Annotated in this window: 10 protein-coding genes; 5 read left to right on the top strand and 5 right to left on the bottom strand. The window is 60.1% G+C overall.

Going from position 1 to position 16,715, the window contains the following annotated elements; translation table 11 throughout:
* Window positions 1-135: 135 nt before the first annotated feature.
* Window positions 136-855: a TorF family putative porin gene (locus AC1RMG_RS11255; protein ID WP_065363342.1), complete on the top strand. Its 720-nt coding sequence runs from the start codon at window positions 136-138 to the stop codon at window positions 853-855.
* A 65-nt stretch (window positions 856-920) separates the two neighbouring features.
* Window positions 921-1,790, top strand: coding sequence for a DUF6279 family lipoprotein (locus AC1RMG_RS11250; protein WP_493169228.1), 870 nt, complete (start codon window positions 921-923; stop codon window positions 1,788-1,790).
* Window positions 1,791-1,797: 7 nt separating this feature from the next.
* Here AC1RMG_RS11250 and AC1RMG_RS11245 read toward each other — a convergent pair whose 3' ends face one another.
* On the bottom strand, window positions 1,798-2,190 hold the full coding sequence (locus tag AC1RMG_RS11245) for a hypothetical protein (protein ID WP_011059899.1): 393 nt from the start codon (window positions 2,188-2,190) through the stop codon (window positions 1,798-1,800).
* Between the two features lie 197 nt (window positions 2,191-2,387).
* Between AC1RMG_RS11245 and AC1RMG_RS11240 the strand changes: the two genes are divergently transcribed.
* Both AC1RMG_RS11240 and AC1RMG_RS11235 read left to right on the top strand, forming a co-directional pair.
* A complete protein-coding gene (locus AC1RMG_RS11240; protein WP_053149676.1) occupies window positions 2,388-3,131 on the top strand; it encodes a DUF899 domain-containing protein in 744 nt (247 codons plus the stop codon).
* Window positions 3,132-3,248: 117 nt separating this feature from the next.
* A complete protein-coding gene (locus AC1RMG_RS11235) occupies window positions 3,249-4,196 on the top strand; it encodes an AraC family transcriptional regulator (protein ID WP_493169226.1) in 948 nt (315 codons plus the stop codon).
* Window positions 4,197-4,333: 137 nt separating this feature from the next.
* On the opposite strand, the gene AC1RMG_RS11230 is transcribed toward AC1RMG_RS11235, so the two are convergent.
* Window positions 4,334-4,918 carry a hypothetical protein gene (locus AC1RMG_RS11230; RefSeq protein WP_493169224.1) on the bottom strand — a complete coding sequence of 195 codons (585 nt, stop codon included), beginning with the start codon at window positions 4,916-4,918 and terminating at the stop codon, window positions 4,334-4,336.
* 289 nt (window positions 4,919-5,207) lie between these two features.
* Between AC1RMG_RS11230 and AC1RMG_RS11225 the strand changes: the two genes are divergently transcribed.
* Window positions 5,208-5,480, top strand: a complete 273-nt coding sequence (locus tag AC1RMG_RS11225) for a hypothetical protein (protein ID WP_072444256.1) — start codon at window positions 5,208-5,210, stop codon at window positions 5,478-5,480.
* Between the two features lie 1,166 nt (window positions 5,481-6,646).
* On the opposite strand, the gene AC1RMG_RS11220 is transcribed toward AC1RMG_RS11225, so the two are convergent.
* Genes AC1RMG_RS11220 through AC1RMG_RS11210 form a run of 3 tightly spaced genes read right to left on the bottom strand, consistent with a single transcriptional unit; the run spans window position 6,647 to window position 16,606 of the window.
* Window positions 6,647-7,129 (bottom strand): hypothetical protein, encoded by a 483-nt coding sequence (locus AC1RMG_RS11220; RefSeq protein WP_011059894.1) that lies wholly within the window; start codon window positions 7,127-7,129, stop codon window positions 6,647-6,649.
* A gap of 12 nt (window positions 7,130-7,141) precedes the next feature.
* On the bottom strand, window positions 7,142-14,836 hold the full coding sequence (locus AC1RMG_RS11215) for a two-partner secretion domain-containing protein (protein ID WP_493169221.1): 7,695 nt from the start codon (window positions 14,834-14,836) through the stop codon (window positions 7,142-7,144).
* Between the two features lie 27 nt (window positions 14,837-14,863).
* A complete protein-coding gene (locus AC1RMG_RS11210) occupies window positions 14,864-16,606 on the bottom strand; it encodes a ShlB/FhaC/HecB family hemolysin secretion/activation protein (RefSeq protein WP_493169219.1) in 1,743 nt (580 codons plus the stop codon).
* Window positions 16,607-16,715 lie beyond the last annotated feature (109 nt).

Raw genomic sequence — 16,715 nt, 5'->3', positions numbered from 1 at the left:
GCTCTCCTCCCCACTACCAGCAAATCGACGAACGGCCTTCAGCCAATGGCATTCGCCGGTATCCTTTACCCCCTCTAGATCAATCGTTTCAGCCGCCTTTCAGGTTGTCGCTCCGCGCAGTTCAGGGAGTGCTGCATGCTCAAATCCGCGTTGCTGGCCTGCAGCCTGCTGTTGGCCTGCCCCATTGCCCATGGGCAAATCTTCCAGCGCGAGCTGGGGGATTTCGACCTCAAGCTGGGCACCAGCCCCAGCCGCAGCATGGCCCAGGGCCTGGTCAAGCCGTCTTCCAGCGGCTCGTTCCACGGCGGCCTCGACCTGAGCCACGACAGTGGCTGGTATGCCGGCCAGTGGGCCCCCAGCATGGGCCTGAGCCCCTCCAGCAAACTGGAGGTGGATTCCTACCTGGGCTTCAAGCAGCCCTTCGACCAGACCCTGGGCTACGAACTGGGAATGATCCACTACAACTACCCGCAGTTGCGGACCCAGGACAGCCAGGAATTCTACGGCGGCCTGACCCTGCTCGGCAGCCGCTTCGGCGCGGCGTTCAGCAATGACCCGGACAAACGCAACAGCACCCTGTTCGCTGACCTGGGCGGCAACGTACCGTTCGGCATTGGCGTCAGCGTCAAATACACCACCCATCAACTGAACAATGGCGTCTCGATCGCCGACGGCGGCTACGTGGCCGGCTTCAATGACTGGTCGATCAAGCTCTCGCGCCCCTGGCTGGGGATCGACCTGAACCTGATCTACAGTGACTCCAGCCTCAGCGGCAACGACTGCAGCGCCTACTCCGGGCATAACCCGCAATGCGACGGCCTGCTCACCTTCAAGGCCGAACGGGCGTTCTACTGAACGTCTGAACTGCGAGGCGCCTTCAGGGTTCAGATACAGCAACCCGCACTCGCAAGGACTCGAACATGGCGCGCCGCTGGCACCTCCTCATTCCGCTCCTGATCATCAGCCTGCTGCTGGGCGCCTGTAGCCGGGTCGGCCTGGCCTATCGCAACCTGGATGTGATCATTCCCTGGAACCTCAACGACTACCTGGACATGAACAGCGAGCAGAAGAGCTGGTTCAACCAGCGCTTGCAGCAGCACCTGAGCTGGCATTGCACCACCCAGCTCCCAGGTTACCTGGACTGGCTCGACCGCCTGCAACTGATGGTGCAGAACAACCAGGTCAGCGACCAGGGCTTGCAAGAGCGCACCCGGGAAGCCAAGCAAGCCATCGCCGAAACCGCCCGGCAGATCGCCCCGTCCGCCGTGGAGCTGCTCCAGGGTCTGAACGACCAGCAAGTCAAAGAGATGAATTCCGCCTTCGCCAAGGACCTGCAGGAACACCAGGAGCAATACCTCAAGCCGCCGTTGGCGCAACAGATAGAGCAGCGCAGCCAACGCATGAGTAAGCGCTTGAACGTCTGGCTCGGCTCCCTAAGCCCGAGCCAGCAGCAACGGGTGGAACAATGGTCCAGCAGCCTGGGCGAGCAGAACCAGCAGTGGATCGCCAACCGAGCCCACTGGCAGGCGCAATTCAGCGCGGCCGTGGAGCAACGGCAAAACAGCGATTTCCCACAACGTATCGAGCAATTGCTGGTACACCGCGAGAGCTTATGGACGCCGGACTATCGCCAGGCCTACGCCCACACCGAACAGGCCGCACGCAGCCTGCTGGTGGACCTGATGGCACAAAGCACCCCGGCCCAGCGCCAGCGCCTGCTGAAGAAAATCGACGGAGTGCGCAAGGACTTCGCCGAGCTCAAATGCCTGCAGAACGCCCGCCAGGGCTAGGTGCAACCTAAGCGATCTGGGCCTTGGAGGCCACCTGATCGAAGGTCGCCGGATCCAGCGCATCGGCCTGCTCATCCAGCACCTGGCGCGGGTGATCATTGCCCGGGATGCTGCTGTCGATCAGGCACAGCAGGCTGGAACCACGGGGCGTGAGCACGAAGTTCTCGCCATTGCCGCCCTCCTCTTCCGGCCGGCTTTCGATAAAGCCACGGTCCAGCAGTAACTTTTCGTACTCGGTGGCGGTGACTTTCAGGTCATCCAGATTGCCGGTGGGCTCGCCTTCCGCCGCCTTGGCCGCCGCATGCTGCTCGGCATAGGGTCGCGGAGTGAAGCTGTGGCCGGCGCCGTTCTGCACTTCGTGCAGCAGTCGTTCGATCAGATCCCAGTTATAAGTCGTCATCCTGATTCAACCTCCAGACAAGAGAATGAAATGCCTTCACACGTTGTGACCGGCAGGCCATTCAGCCGTTCAGGAAATCCACCCCAGGCCGCCGCCCCCTGATCGGAAAACCGCTGGGCGGTTTGTCGATCCACTCCAGCGCCAAACGACTAGCGTGTGTAAGACCCATCGCCCCCACTGCCTTGAGGAGAGATGTCATGTCCGTTACCGAGCATCCCGTGGTCTCCCGGGAACAATGGCTGCAAGCCCGCAAACAGCACCTGATCCACGAAAAGGCCTTTACCCGCCAGCGCGACCAGCTCAGCGCCGAACGCCGGGCGCTGCCCTGGGTAAAAATCGACAAGCCCTATCAGTTTCATGGCCCCGATGGCCCGCTGGGCCTGGCCGATCTGTTTGGCGACCACAGCCAACTGCTGGTCTACCACTTCATGTTTGCCGAAGGTTGGGAGGAAGGCTGCAAGGGCTGCTCGTTCGTCGCCGACCACTTCGATGGCGCCAACCAGCACCTGGCCCACCACGATGTAGCGCTGGTGGCCATCTCCCACGCCCCTTATGCCGAGTTCCAGGCCTTTCGCCAGCGCATGGGTTGGCATTTCGATTGGTATTCCAGCGCCGGCGACGACTTCAACCAGGACTTCGGCGTCAGCCTCAGCGCCGAGCAACTGGCCCAGGGCACTGCCAGCTACAACTACGAACAGGCCAGTGGCGATGAGCAGGAGTTGCCCGGGCTCAGCGTGTTCTACCGCAACCCGCAAGGTGAGATATTCCACACCTATTCCACCTATGCCCGCGGGCTGGACCTGTTGCTGGGGGCCTACAACTTCCTCGACCTGACGCCCAAGGGGCGCAACGAAGAGCAGATCATGGGCTGGGTCCGGCACCACGATCGCTACCAGGCAACGCCCCAGGGCAAGAGCAGCAGTTGCTGTTGTGACGATTGAGAACCTGTTCGCCGGCAGAACCTGCCGCAGGAGCCAGCTTGCCGGCGAATCGCACTCACAAACGGCACAAATCTGCGGCAGACTGTGACGACCCACCCAGCCAACTAAGCTGTAGACATGAGCGCCGCCTATCACAGCCTCCACGAATACACCCTGCGCATGAGCCGGGTGCTGGAGCATATCGACCAACACCTGGACCAACCCCTGGAGCTGGCGGACCTGGCGCGGGTCGCCCATTTCTCGCCCTACCACTTCCACCGCCTGTTCAGCGCCTGGGTCGGCGAGCCCCTGGGTGCCTACCTGCGCCGCCGACGCCTGGCCTGCGGCGCCTACCTCATGGCCAGCCGCCCCTCGGCCTCAGTGCTGGAAATTGCCCTGGAAGTCGGCTTCGGCTCCGGCGAGGCATTTTCCCGGGCCTTCAAACAGCACTTCTCGGTCTCCCCCAGCACCTGGCGCGATACCGAGCCCAAACGCTGGCACCGCCGCCTGGACGACATCCGCGAACGCCGCCTGCGTGAATTGCGCAATCCTGATCAGACCCACATCCCCGCCTTCGACGATCCTGACGCCTTCATTCACCTGAAGGAAACCGCGATGAAGGTCACCCTGCAGCAACTACCCGCCACCCGCGTGGCCTACCTGCGCTATATCGGCGCCTACGGCCCGGGCATTGGCATTTTCTGGCGCGAAACCGCCGCGCCGTGGATGCTCGAACATCAACTTTTCAACCGCGTGCGCTACGGCATCGGCCACGACGACCCGGACCTCACCCCCGCCGACAAATGCCGCTACGACGCCTGCGTGGAAGTGCCCGAAGACTTCAAGGCCAGCGCCCTGGCCATCGTCACCACCCTGCCCGGCGGCCTCTACGCCGTGGCCCACTACCGCGGCCTGGGTCCGGCTATCGCCGACGCCTGGATCGAACTGTGCCGCGACTGGCTGCCCAAGAGCGGCCTGCAATTCGACCCGCGCCCGGCCTTCGAACGCTATCCGGCGGATGCCTTCTACGACGTCAAGACCGGGGAGCTGGAGTGTGAGATCTGCATTCCGGTGAAAAAGCTATAACCCAAAAAGCACGTTGATCCCCCTGTAGGAGCGAGCTCGCTCGCGAACAACGCCAACGATAACGCGCCGCTACTGAAAGAACGCGACGCCCTGGCGCTCATCGCGAGCAAGCTCGCTCCTACAATCCCCCCACACACTCACTCACGAGAAGGAATGGCCGTGATATCGCGAACGATGAACCTCGGCAGAGCACGAATGTAGAAGTTCTCCACATCCGAGTTACCGCTGTTGGTGATCGCCCCCAACATGGTCTTCATATTGCGCAACTGGCCCATGGCCCCGGCAGGCTGCAAACCATCGCGCTCCTGGGCGAAATGCAACACCTCGGCGCCGTCGCGCTTGACCTGCACCTTATAGCCAAAGTCGACACTGGCAAGGATCGTATTGTCATCGACGACCATCGACACCAGCCCGCCCTGGGAATCACTGAGGCGGCGCTTGTACACCGCATCTACATCCAGCAGGTAGTCGGCGCTGTCCTTGGTGGCGGCGTAGCGATTGGCATTGCCCAACTGCCGGATCAACTCCATGCCCAGTCGCTGACGCAACTTGTCCTCGGGCAGAAAACGCTCGCTCTCGCCGACCAACTGCAGGTTGAAGGTGTCGATCCAGTAAGTGGCGGTAGCGGGAATCCGTACTGGTTTGGGCGAGATGTAATAGTCCGGCGTGGAAGCACAACCGGCGAGCAAAGCGAGGGTGAAGAGCAGAGACAACAGACGCATGACGGATCTTCCTTGAGGAGGTTTTCAACAACGCACCGCCACCTAAAAACCACCTGTGGCATGGCGATAAGCGGCGGCATTGTAAGCCAGGAAAATCACGGCGGACCGGCTTGAACAGGTCCTCTCGACAAATTAGGAATTGCCTTACAGCAGAAGCAGACAATCCAGTAGGAATGAGGCTTAAAGGACAGGGAGGAACGCTGGATATAGTCGAGGGGGCGTTGAAAGAACGACCGGAGTTGGCGACCTGATTTACAGAGTCCTCAGTCAAACTAAAGAGGCTCAATAAATGACGCGTTATCAAGCTATAACCGGCCACGACTGCAACATCCCCTCCCAGCTGATCGATACCCAAGCCGCCATTGACGCCCTGCACGATGCAGTGGCGTATCGCATTCGCGCCGTGACTCAACTGCTGGAGAACTTAACGGTTTCTGATGACACCCCCAGAGGTGCAGTGGTGCTGCAGGAACTATCGCTGGTGTGCAGCATTCTGCTGCGAGATGGGTGTGATTTGATGGATGTGACGACGAGGCGGATGCAGGAGCAGGTGCTCCAGTAAGCCAAAAAGGGCGGCTTGATCGGGCTGTGTGAAAACGCAGTCTGTTAAGAATTCGCATGAACAGAAAGGGGCGGTATAAAGCCGCACGACTTCAACCTTGATATCTACGGTTCTCAAAATCAGCGGAGGCTGAAGTCAGCCAGAAATACATGACTACTTCAGACCATCCTTAACTTTTTAGCCAATGTAGCCTTCATTAGCTTCAACGTTAGACATCCGCTCTCCAAATCATCATTTAACGCGAATATGACCTGCGCCCTATCAAAAATATAACCAGCTAAAAAAATTGACTCCATTGATTCAATTGCATTAACAACAACCGACTCCTCTTCAGCCTTTAGAAGCACTAAGAGAATACGCAGGGCCCGCTCATCATTCGAATCGCCAAGGGACTTTGCGTACCGACCTCGCCACACTCCAGACTTCACCGATAGCACAGACTCGAGTTCATCCCAACTCACATTATCAAACTGAGAGACTTTGGAGGCTGCGATATCAATACCTACATCAGACCAACAATCTTCTTAGCCTATAGAGGCTAGTAAAAAACCATACTCTTTGAACAGGCTTCACCTATCAAAATTTCGTTGGGTCCGTGCAGTCCCTACCACAAGGATAGCTAGCAGTAACGCGATCCCCCACCTTGATCACCTCAACTCCATTGACTGTTGTTTGATGCAACGAGACGCCATCGGATCTAGGCGCGAGCGCCGGGCTATTTCCGGTAGCCCAAACAGCACTCATAGTTTGCGTATCAGTCCAGGACGAGGGGAACAAGGTACTCGTTTTAATCTTCGAAACATTTCCATCAGCAAACTGTGTCACTAATTTTGTATTTCGTGTCCCATCCACGTTAGCCAACAACACCTCCACAGCATAATCGAGGTTTGAATTGTTTATTTCGCCCGAATGAGCGCCAATGATTTCGTTCTTCTTCCGCCAGACGATGTATATGTAACCCAGCTATTTGGACACCTCCCACTTACGCCACTAGCATTAACGTCTACCTGCAGAATATTTTAATTAATCTCAAGTCAATAGCCCCACAAACGTTAAAGACAAGAACCTAGCCGTCTCTTCAGTATCAAAAACTTAATCACAAATAAAAAATCTTTCACCCACTATTATTCCAGTTTCGTTCAGCTCGCCCCTCTCCACCCTTGACTTTAAATACAACCACCGCGCCTTACTTCATAAAGAGTATCAGGAGGGGCTTGATACTTCTCAAAGTCAGAAATCACCACATCAAACATCTCAGAAAAGCAAATTCTTTTAACGACCTCCACCTGACTACTATCCGTTATAGAAAAACATATCTTTTCAGACTTACATATTGAAAATATATCCCCTATAGCACCCAACAATATCTTAACCCTGTCTTTAGGGTGACAAGGAAACCCAATATCTGAGAAGTCAGGATCATATTCATTATAATCCGTCAAATATGTTGCATTAGGATACCCCGGACTATCCCCTATCAAAAAAATAAAAGTGTCTATATCAGGAATAAATTCTGACGGATAATTAAAAAGCTCATTACTCCTTATCCTCTGAATCCCCAATTTACTTTTTGAGATATATTCTTCCAACGCCATCCAGGACTCCAGACTTGGAGCAGGGTAAACATAACCACAAACATCATTTGACATAACCGTCCTCCTCTACTTATCTAGAATCCAAGCTCCAACAGGCTTACCATCAGCATCGATTTCGCGATAATACTGTTTATCCACAAACCCCCGACTATTATATTCAATCTTATGCTCATGGGGCACTGCTCGCCCATCCACACCATACCCTAAACTACCGTGACTTCTTTGTTGGCCATAGTCTTCCCGTGAAAAGGTCCGTCCTTGACCATCATAGTAAGTTACACTTTTACTTCCATCCGCACGAGAGATTTCATATATAGAGTTTGGTGCTGCTGTTTTAGGAGCCTTACCTGAAGACACAACAACATGATCAATAATAGGTTTACTAGTACCTGAAGCCGCTACTTTTCCACTTGTAGCACCGTTTCCACCTTTACCCTTCCCGCCCAGAAAACCGCCCATTGCCGCAACAAGCTTACTTACCCAGGCAGCTTTTTCCGGCGAAACTCCTTTACTCTCAAGAGCAGACTCAGTCTGAGCCTGAATGAGAACCCCTATAGCAGCTGTATTCTGCAACTGATAACGATGCAAGTCTTCCTTAAACATCGAAGGAATACTGTCATCAAAATACATCTTTCCAAGACGCTCCTGCAGGCTATTTCTGTCATGCAGGAGATCCCCATACAAGAACGTGCAAAGGGCTGGATTTTTAGCACAATCGGCCGCCAATTCATCATCAAGCTTAACGCTCTGTTTTCTAAACCGCTCCCTGACCTCATCACAGTTTCCAAGAGCTTTACAGTTACGCGCCTGCTCCTCTAAGTCGTCAATTTCTTGATGCCCTGCATAGTTGTACTGCGTTGCGTTTTTTGCAACCCAGCCGCCCTTCTCTATCGATTGCGCATCCGCATCTCTCTGCGCAGCAGCTGCTAGCACACCCACAATCTGCGAGTTCATGGACAGTAGTGTCTTGTTACCACTCACCAGTTTGTCCAACTGGACAACCACAGCTTCATTTACACCCGCCGCCAAAGCGCCGGTCTTGAAGTCGCCGCCAGTTGCTTTTGACAGAAGGCCGCCAACCATGGCGTGGATCAATATTTTGGGAGGCATGCCGTCGTTCAAAACACCTTTGGTGTAATCACCCACCGCATTGAAGCTGGCCGCCGCCAAGGTGTTGAACAAGGCACTTTTCAGTGCATCACTTGCACTGCCACCCTGCCCCAGAGCCTTGCTCAACAGCATGGAAGTGCCGCTCTGCAGTGTTTGGCTCGCAGCAAATTGCCCAACACCTGTCCAAGTGCTGAGGTTCGGCCCAATAACCTGATTCGTTGCCGTATCAGTATGAGTGCCAGTCCAACCGTCAAAGTAAGCAGATGTAAGCCCCGCAGTAACACCAGAGATCACATACCCTTTCATCGCGTTGGAAGAGGTCACATCCTTGAATACAGCACCAAGGTTGCCACCGTTATTGATAAAGCTGACGGTCGCATTGGTCGACGCCCCCGTCGCAACAGCTCCCACAACCGCACCGGTAGTACCACCACCGACCAGACCACCCGCCATAGGCCCAATCACGGCGCCCATCACAATCGCAATAATGATCTGCGAAGCCGGCCCCAGCCCGGAGTTGCTGTACTTGTAGGAGTCGTGGATCTCCTTCACCACCCGCCAATCAACATCGCCACGCTTCTCGGCCTCTTTGAGCCAGGCCAGTTGCGGGTCGGCCTTGACCATCGCGTCGATGCTCTGGCTGACGGTTTGCTGGTTGACCTGCCTCACATCGATCTTCAGGCCATCAACGGCCTTGATCACGATATTGCCGGCCGCCACCATCTGGGTCTGGCGCAGGGTTTCGTCGGTATTGCCCTTGCCTTTGGAGGACACCCAGAAGGAGTTGTTATTGGTCTTCTCGTGACTCTCCTGGTGCAGATCCTTCACCCCTTCAAAGGTGATAGCGCCGCCGCTATCCAGGGTGATGTCCTTGCCGCTCTCCAGCTTGGCGACCTGATACCTCTGGTCACCGTCGCTCTTGAGGGTCAGGTTGCCACCGGCGCTGATCTCGCTGCCGATATGTGTGGTGCGGGTGACTTCGTCACGCTGGGTCTTGAGGTTGCCCCAGCCCCCCTTCTTCTTCATGTCATACAGCGAGTGCTCACTGTCCTGCTCCGCCAGCAGGTTCAGTTCGCCACCGGCCACCAAATAGGCTTCATCCCCAGCCTTGACCTTGCTGGAAATCAGGGTCATGTCCTGGCCGGACTTGAGCGTCACATCCCCGCCCGCTGTCACCGTGGTGGCTTGCTGGTGGACACGATCCTCTTCGCTCTTGGTGGTACCGGTCTTGCTGGCCCAGTGTTGTTCATTGGCGGCCGAGGCCAGGGTCAGGTTGTCCTTGGCCGTCATCGAGACGTCGCCCTTGACGTCAATCTGGCTGGCGATGGCGGTGACGTTGCCTCCGGCCTCAATACTCAGGTTCCCACCGCTCTCCAGGGTGGCGCCGTGCTGGGTTTTGCTCTGGTCGAGGTTGCCGATGCCGCGGTCGTTGCTGACCACTTGTTCGACGGCGTTGAGGCTGACGTTGCGACCGGCCTTGATGCGGGTGTCGCCACCGCTGTGCAGGACGCTGCCGTTGCTGTCGAAGTCCCGTTCGGCATCGATGCTCAGGCTGTTGCCGGCTTCGATGCGGGCGGCGCTGTCGAGGAAGTCGCGGCGCTGCTCGCGGACGTAGTCTTCGCTGCTGCTTTGGTGGGTGGTCAGGGTGCGGTCGTTGATCACGTCGCCCTGGGTGGTGGTCAGGGTCACGTCGCGCCCGGCGATGATGCCGCCGGCGCGGTTGACCAGATGGTTGCCCGCCAGCAGATCCTGGCGGTTGCCCGCCTCCACCAACCCACTATTAACCAGGTTCTCCCCCGCCACCGCCGACAGGTCATTGGCCGCGCGCAGGGTGCCGACGTTGTTCAAGTCCTTGCCGGCAATCAGGCTCACGTCCTTGCCGGCGATCAGGGAGCCATTGGGCGCCAGGCGGTTGTTGGCCTGGGCCAGGTACAGCACCGGCACCAGCACCTGTTCGCCGTTCACTTCATGGCTTTCCAGCCAGACGATGTCGTGGGTCAGGGCGGCGACTTGCTCGGAGGTCAGGGTCACGCCCACCGAGAGATCAAGCTGTTGCTTGCTCTGGATGGCGTTGTCCATCAGGTGCTTGAAGAGCTTTTCGTTGCTGTCCTGGCCGTCGATAAAGCGCTGGCCGGTGCGGGCCACCATGGCTTGCTGGATGAGTTTCTGTTCGTAGAAACCGTCCCCCAGGCGCTTGGCGCTTTCATCGGGGTTGTAGCCCAGGTTGGACAGCAGGTAGTCCGAGCTCATGAACTGCTTGAGGTTGGTCAGCGCCGGGTTGGTTTCGATCAGGTACTTGTGCGGCCGGGACAGGCTCGCGGCGTCCGGCAGGCCGGCGATCTGCGCAGGCGTCGGGGCCTGGGCCAAAGTGCTGCCCTGGCCGCTGAGGCGGAACAGGCCGTTGCCGCCGGTGGGCAGGGTGAAGCCCGGCAGCTCCAGGGGGTTGACCTGTTGCTGGGCCAGTTCCGGGGGCAGTTGCGGGTTGATCCGGATCGGCGTCGAGTAGCCGTTGCCAACGCCGGTGTCGGTCAGGGTCTTGCCGGCGCCGACGTACTCGTAGAAGGAGCGGATCACGCTGTTGTCGAGGGTCTGGTCAGCCTTGAGGTTGACCTTGCCACCGGCCTGGATGGTGGCGGCGAAGGATTGGTCGCCGTCCACCACCTTGCTGCTGGAGGACAGCATCACCCCGGTCCAGGCAATGAAGGCGCTGAGGTCGGAGGCGAAGCTGCTCGAAGGCGTCGGGTTGTTGCGGGCGTTGAACGCGGCGGCTAGGGCTGCGGCGGTGCCGGTTTCGTTGACGAAGCTCCAGTAGCGCCGCAGGGTGGTGATTTCCTGGGGTTGCAGGCCCTGGTTGTGGACGGTCTCGGCCTTGATGTTGATGTCGCCGGCCGCGGTAATCAGGCTGCTGGTGTTGGTCAGGGTCTGGGTGTCGATCTGCAGGTCGGCGCCGCTGTTGAGGCTGGCGGCGGCGCTGCTGTTGGTCACCCGCAGGCGGTCGGTCTCGGCCACTTCCCACAGGCCGTTGATGCGGCCACCGCCGCGGTCGTCGCAGCCGGCGACGGGAATCAGGGTGCAGGACAGGCGGGTGATGCTGGCGGCACTCTTTTCGTGCTCGGTGTACTGCAGCACGTCCATGACGTTGTTGAGGGTGCTGGCGGCGATGGTCAGCTTGCCCAGGCTTTCGATATCCCCGGAGCGGTTGTCCAGCAGGTCGGCCCTGGCTTGCTGGTCTTCCTTGGCGATCAGCGCGGTACCCAGGCTGTACACCTGGGCATAGCGGTTGGTGAAACTGTTGGTCAGCAACTGCATATTGCCGCCGCTGGAGATCAGGCCATGGTCGTTGACCAGGGTGGCGGCGTTGAGGCTCAGGTCTTCGCCGCTGCCCAGGGTGCCAAGGTTGTGGATGCTGGCGGCATTCAGCAGCAGCTTCTGGCTGGCGGTGATACGCCCGGCGCTGTTCAGCGCACCGTCGATCTTCAGGGTGCCGTTGGCGCCACCGGCGATGCTGGCGCTGTCCGCCAGGTCCAGTTGGGCGGCATGCAGGTCCAGTTGACCAATGCTGCTCAGGCGCCCCTTGCCGCTGTAGTTGCCGTTCAGGTCGAGGTTGAGCGCGGCGTCACTGCCGATCAGGCCGTCGTTGTTCCAGTGGCTGCCGCTGCCGGTCAGGCCGGTGCCCGCCAGGAGCTGGCCGTCGGCGGTCTGGGTCAGGTGGTCGACCTTGACCAGCAACCGGTCGGCTTGGATTGCACTGCTGTTGGTCCAGCGCTCGGCTTCCAGGGTCAGTTGGCCGGCGGTCTTCAGGCGGCCGCCGACGTCTTCGAGGTTGGCCATGGAGATGCCGAACACGCCACTGCCGCTGTGCAGCAGGCTGCCGCCGCGGTTGTTGAAGCCGCCGGCGTCGAAGGCCAGGTCGTTGTTGGCGGTTTCCAGGGAGCCGTCGCGGTTGTCGAAGGTGCCAGCGATGCTGAACCGGGTCTTGCTGGCCAGGCCCAGGGCCCGCAGTTGCCCGCGCTGGTTGTCCAGGCTGGCAGCAGCGGTGGCCAGGGTACTGCCGCTTTCGATCAGGCCCTGGCGGTTGTTCAGGGCACCAGCGAGCTCCAGCTCGATCTGCCGGGCGCTGATCTGGCCGGCGCTGTTGTCCAGCTCCCTGGCGCTGATATGCAGAGCCTGCTGGGCGAAGAGCGCGCCGTCGCGGTTGTCGAGGCGGCCATCGGCCGCGGTTTCCAGGGTGGCGCCGCCGTTGAGGGCGGACACCTTGCCGGCCCTGTTGTCGAGGTGGCCCGCCTTGAGCGTCAGGTCGCCCTGCTGGGCAATCACTTGTCCGCCTTGGTTACCGGCGTCGGCCGCCACATCGAGGCCCAGGGTGGTCTTGGCCTGCAGCAGGCCTCTGGCGTTATCCAGACGCTCGGCATTGAGTTGCAGGTCGGCTTCGCGGCTGAGGATCTCTCCGCCATCGCTGTTCTGCACTTCGCCACTGGCGCTGATCAACACCGACTCATTGGCCGCGACCCGGCCCTTCTGCCGGTTGTCCAAGTGTTCGGTGAACAGCCGCAGCCACTGCTGGCTGAAAAGTTCGCCGCCCTGGTTCTCAACCTTAGTGCTGCGCTTGAGCAGCAAAGGGCCAGCGGCGGACAGGGTGCCCTGGTTGTTGATCAAGTGTCCCAGCAGGTCGAGGGTAACGCCCTGCTTGCCGGTGAAGGTGCCGTGGCTGTTGTCCAGGTCGCTGCCGATGAACTCCAGGTCGCCGGCGGCGTTGACTGTGCCGCCCTGGTTGCCCAGGGCCATGGCCTGCAGGGTCAGGGTGGCGGCGCTGTCGATGGAGCCGCCCTGGCTGTTGTCCAGCAGGCCGCTGAGTTTGAGGCTTTGCTCGCCGGCGCTGGAGATCACCCCCTGGTGGCTGTTGTCGAGGCTGGCGGCCTTGACGTCCAGGGCCTGCTGGCTGACCAGGCCACCGCCCTGGCTGTTGTTCAAGGCGTCGCTGAGGGTGACCTCGACACCGCCTTTGAGGCTGGAGACGGTGCCCTTGTTGCTGTTGTTCAAGCCCGTGCCATTGAGGGTCAGGCCCTGCCAGCCCGAGAGCAGCCCGCCCTGGTTGTCCAGCTCAGCGCTGCCGGTGATGGTCAGGGTCTGCTGCGCCAGTACCACGCCGGTGAGGTTGTCCATCCCGGCCAGCACCAGGTTGCTGCTGCCCTGGCTCGACAGCTCGCCGCCGCTGTTGCCCAGGTGGCCCAGGTTGGCATTGAGGGAATGCTGGCTCTTGATCAGGCCGCCCTGGCCGTTGCGCACTTGCTCGGCATCGAGTTGCAGGCGCTCGGCGCTCAGCAGCTTGCCCTGACGGCTGTTATCCAGAGCCCCGGCACTGACCGTCACCTGGCGCTGCCCGCTCAGGGTGCCGCCTCGGTTGTCCAAGATCTGTACCGTGTTCAGGGTCAGGTCGCGGCTGGCGACAATGCTCTTGCCGCGGTTGTCGAGATCCCGGGCGTTGAGGCTGATATCGCCGTTGGCGTTGCGAGAGTTATCGGCATTGACCCCGGCTTCGATGATGCCCTGGTTGCTCAGTTGGCCACCGCTGTCCAGCTGGATGCTGTCGCGGGCGGCGAGGGTTTTCTGGCTGCTCAGGTCGCCCCGGGTCTGTACCTTGAGTTCGCTGCCGGCGTAGACCGCGCCCTGGGCCTCCAGACTGCCGGCCTTGATCGCCACCGCGCCCTTCTCGGCAGTGGCTTCGGCCATGCGCAACTGGCCGTTGGCATCCAGTTGGATATCACCGCCACTGGCGATCAGCTTGCCGTCGAGCTTCACCCCCACCCCGGCCTCGGTGCCCACCAGTTTGATCGCCCCGGCGTACATGCCGCCCAGGGCTGATGAGTCGATGGCCAGTTGCGGTGCATCCGCCGGGTTGGCGGTGCGGGCCGTGGCGTTCAAGGTCTTGGCATCGACGTCGTTGGCCCCGGCGATCACCGCCAGGTGCCGGGCCTGGATCTCGGCGTTGATCTTGGCGCTGCGGGTGATGATTTCGAACTGGTCGATATTGCTCGCGTTGAGGCCCGCGCCCTCGATGGCGACGCTGCCCTGGTCCACCTGGTAACGCTGGAGCTGGCCGTTCTCGATCACCGGCTTGCCGGTGGTCAGGGTGGCCTTGGGGGTGTTGATGAAGCCGCAGCCGTTGCAGGTCACGCCGTAGGGGTTGGCGACAATGACATGGGCCGCTTGCCCGGCCACTTCGGTGTAGCCCTTGAGCTGGCTGGGGCTGCCGCCGTTGACCTCGTTGAGGATCACATTGGCCGCGCGACCACCCAGGTTGGAGTTGCCGAGAATGATTCCACCGAGCTGGGTTTCCTGGGTGCGGCCGGTGGCGTTGTTGAGGATCAGCCCCTGCTGGCCGACGTTGTAGTCGCTGAACTTGTTGTGCGACAGGCCGCTGCCATTGGGCGTGGCAATGTTGACGATGGGCACGCCATTGCCGGCCTGTCCCAGGGTTGTACCGCTGCCGTTGACCACGATGCCGTCGGCCATCGCCACCACGGGCTGCCAGAACATCACGTTGGCCAGGATGAACGCCAGACCGCGTTTGGACAGCCCCCAGAACGAATCCCGCGCTTGCAGGGTGGCGGAAGGCTGGCGGGCCAGAAAGGCGAACTGACGAGCGTCCATGTCGTATATCTCGGGCAAAGAGCGGAGTTAAAGGAACAGGTCCAGGCGGAAATAGATCGGGGCTTCCCGTTCACTCAGGGCTTCGGGCCGTTCGAGGGAATGGGCAAAGGTCACGCTGGCGGCAAGGTGCTTGCCCCGGGCGAAGAATTCGATGGAGTCGCTGGAGACCCGGCCATGCTGCTCGGCGTTGTAGCGGTCGTTGCGGATCGCGCCGAAGTCATAGCCCAGCCCCGCGCCGTATTCGGCGAACACCGGGCGCAGCCAGTCCCAGCCCACCGGACGAGTCCAGCGCAGGTCGTTGCGCCAGTAGTAGCCGCTGTCGCCGTTCAGGCTCTGGTCCTTGTAGCCGCGGATCGAGGACTGGCTGCCCAGGCTCATGCGTTGCGAACTGAACAGCACGTCCTCGCTGCGCTGGCCAGTGACCAGGCTGCTGAACACCAGGGATTCTTCCCCCAGCTTGAACGGCTGCAGGTAGCTGGCGGTGGCGCTGTACTTGCGATAACGGGCGTTGGCCTGGCGGTTGCCGAAACGGTCGCGCTGGTTTTCACGCTGGGCATCGAAGGCGCCGATGCCGTCCTGCAGCCCCAGGTCGAGGTTGAGAAAACCGCTGCCGATGCGCCGGCCATGGTTGATGCCGAACTGCGCCTCGCTGAGGCGGTTGCTGCTGTTGCTCAGCTTGCTGTCTTCGATGTAGTTGTTGGTGCGCAGGTAGCTCAGGCCGGTATTGAGCGAGGTTTTGCTGAGGGCGTCGCGATGGATCACCCGCTCCAGGCGCAACTGGTGGTTCTGGCTGTCGCCGGTCTGCTTGAAGTTGAAGCCCACGGCCTGGGCCAGGGAACGGTATTCGCTCTGGCTGTAGCTGTAGCTGAGGTTCCACCAGCCAAACGGCAGGTTGTAATAGAGCATGGCGTTGCGCGAGGTTTTCTGGTGGTCGCTGATGGCGTCGTGGCCGCCGCGCAGCACCAGTTGGTCGGCCAGCCCCAGGGGGCTGTCCCATTCGAAGGAGCTGCCCCACTGCTGCTCGCCGGTGCTCTTCTGGCCCTCGTTGCTGCGTGATAGGCCAACGCGCCAGGGCTTTTGCGCGTTGTTCTTGACCAAGACCTCGCTGCCGCCCACGGCCTGGCCCGGGGCCAGTTCCATCTGCGCCTGGTTCGACGGCAGGCGGTTGAGCTGGTCCACCATCTGTTCGATCTGCCGCAGGTTGAGCAGCTCACCGCTACTGCCGGGGAAGGCCATGTTCAGCTCACGGGCACTGAGCTTGCTGTCTTCGGCGGCCTTGAGCCCTTCGAGCTTGCCTTCCACCACCAGCACTTGCAGTTGGCCGCTGGAGAGGTCTTGCTGCGGCAGGTAGGCACGGCTGGTGACCAGGCCTTTTTCGATATAGCGGTCGGTGATGACCTTGAGCAGTGCATTGAGCTGCGCTACCCCCAGGCACTGGCCGATGTAGGGCTGGAGCAGGCGCTCGCGCTCGGCAGCCGACAGCGAGTCGGCACCCTTGAGCTGGATGTCCTTGATCGGGAAGCAGCGGCTGTCGGCCGGCGCCGTGGGCGCTACAGGCGCGGCGCTCTTGCCGGGCAGGTCCTTGAGTTCTTCGAGGCGCCGCTGCTGTTCTTCCAGCAGGCGGTTCTGGCGGTCGCGGATCAGGTCCTGGTCGCCGGGGTTGAAAGCCGGGCCCGGCAACGGCGCGGCAGTGGCGCTGGGCAGCGCAGTGACTAGCAGCAAGCAGGACAAGGCACAGCACAACCTCATCCCGAGGGTGGAGAGAGACATATTCGGTCCTTCGAAACGGCAGCAAGGGTAGAGAAAGGGCGCGCGATGTTAATGTGCCACCATTCTGGCGTCAATTAAGCGCGAGCATCGTCGATGGATGGCTGGTTTT

It is taken from the genome of Pseudomonas sp. GW822-FHT04H02 (assembly GCF_058800645.1).
This window is presented reverse-complemented; position numbering and strand designations above follow the sequence as displayed.

Excerpts from the sequence above, each read along its gene's own strand:
- AC1RMG_RS11230 (WP_493169224.1), bottom strand. The coding sequence starts at position 4,918 with ATGCGTCTGTTGTCTCTGCTCTTCACCCTCGCTTTGCTCGCCGGTTGT.
- AC1RMG_RS11245 (WP_011059899.1), bottom strand. The coding sequence starts at position 2,190 with ATGACGACTTATAACTGGGATCTGATCGAACGACTGCTGCACGAAGTG.
- AC1RMG_RS11235 (WP_493169226.1), top strand. The coding sequence starts at position 3,249 with ATGAGCGCCGCCTATCACAGCCTCCACGAATACACCCTGCGCATGAGC.
- AC1RMG_RS11220 (WP_011059894.1), bottom strand. The coding sequence starts at position 7,129 with ATGTCAAATGATGTTTGTGGTTATGTTTACCCTGCTCCAAGTCTGGAG.
- AC1RMG_RS11255 (WP_065363342.1), top strand. The coding sequence starts at position 136 with ATGCTCAAATCCGCGTTGCTGGCCTGCAGCCTGCTGTTGGCCTGCCCC.
- AC1RMG_RS11225 (WP_072444256.1), top strand. The coding sequence starts at position 5,208 with ATGACGCGTTATCAAGCTATAACCGGCCACGACTGCAACATCCCCTCC.
- AC1RMG_RS11215 (WP_493169221.1), bottom strand. The coding sequence starts at position 14,836 with ATGGACGCTCGTCAGTTCGCCTTTCTGGCCCGCCAGCCTTCCGCCACC.
- AC1RMG_RS11250 (WP_493169228.1), top strand. The coding sequence starts at position 921 with ATGGCGCGCCGCTGGCACCTCCTCATTCCGCTCCTGATCATCAGCCTG.
- AC1RMG_RS11240 (WP_053149676.1), top strand. The coding sequence starts at position 2,388 with ATGTCCGTTACCGAGCATCCCGTGGTCTCCCGGGAACAATGGCTGCAA.
- AC1RMG_RS11210 (WP_493169219.1), bottom strand. The coding sequence starts at position 16,606 with ATGTCTCTCTCCACCCTCGGGATGAGGTTGTGCTGTGCCTTGTCCTGC.